The organism is Mycobacterium szulgai (assembly GCF_002116635.1).
Taxonomy (GTDB): domain Bacteria; phylum Actinomycetota; class Actinomycetes; order Mycobacteriales; family Mycobacteriaceae; genus Mycobacterium; species Mycobacterium szulgai.
In genome coordinates this window covers 1-1,006 of record NZ_LQPW01000128.1, presented here as the reverse complement: position 1 = coordinate 1,006, position 1,006 = coordinate 1, and the positions used below count along the sequence as shown (strand labels likewise).

1 protein-coding gene is annotated in these 1,006 nt (G+C 81.7%); it reads left to right on the top strand.

The annotated features are described in order from the left end of the window. On the top strand, window positions 1–1,006 hold a 1,006-nt coding region (locus tag AWC27_RS33435), incomplete at both ends, for a hypothetical protein (RefSeq protein WP_211281659.1).

Genomic DNA, 1,006 nt, shown 5'->3' with positions numbered 1-1,006 from the left:
TCGCTGCGGGCGGCAACGGGTCCGCCGGCGGCGCCGGCGGGGCGGGCGGCAACGGCCTTGCCGGCGGGACGAACGGGTCCGGCGGAGCAGGTGGCAGCGGCGGCGCCGGCGGCGCGGGCGCGGCTGGCGCCGACAACCTGACCGGCGTCGGTGGCGCCGGCGGTGGGGGCGGTACCGGCGGCGATGCTGGTATCGGTGGCGCGGCGGGCACGGGCGGAGCCGGCGGCACTGCGGGCGGAACAGGTACCGGCGGTGACGGCGGTGCCGGCGGAGCCGGCGGCCGCGGCGGCGCCGGTACCGGCGCAGGCATTTCCGGCTTTGGCGGCGGCCAAGGCGGCGCCGGTGGCGGCGGCGGCAGCGCCGGCGTGGGCGGCGTCAACGGCAACGGCGGGACCGGCGGGGCCGGTGGCGATGGCGGGGCCGGCATTGCCGGCAAGGCCGGTTTGGGCACTACCGGAGGCAGTGGCGGGGCCGGCGGCGGCGGTGGTCTCGGCGGCGACGCGGGCACGGGTGCCGGCGCGGCCGGCAGCGGCGGCGCCGCGGGTGCCGGCGGCGACGGTGGAGCCGGCGGCGCCGGCGGTAGCGGCGGTGCGAACCTCGCCGGCGGCCAAGGCGGCGGCGGCGGTATGGGCGGCTCCGGTGGCACTGGCGGCACGGGAACCACCGGAATCGTCGCGGCCGGTGGCGACGGCGGTAACGGCGGACAAGGCGGCCAAGGCGGCCAAGGCGGCGCGGGCACCACCGGCACGGCAGGGAATGGCGGCACCGGCGGCTCCGGCGGCGATGCCGGGACCGGCGGAGCGGGCGGTACCGCGGGCAAGACCGGCATCGGCGGCACCGGCGGGGCCGGTGGCACCGGCGGCACCGGGGCCAACAGCTCGATCGCCGGCGGCGCCGGATTCGGCGGCGGCGAGGGTGGGCTCGGGGGCAACGGCGGCAGTGCGGGCGTGGGCGGCACCAACGGCGCCGGCGGGGATCGAGCTGTTGGCCCCGGTGCCGCCGGTGC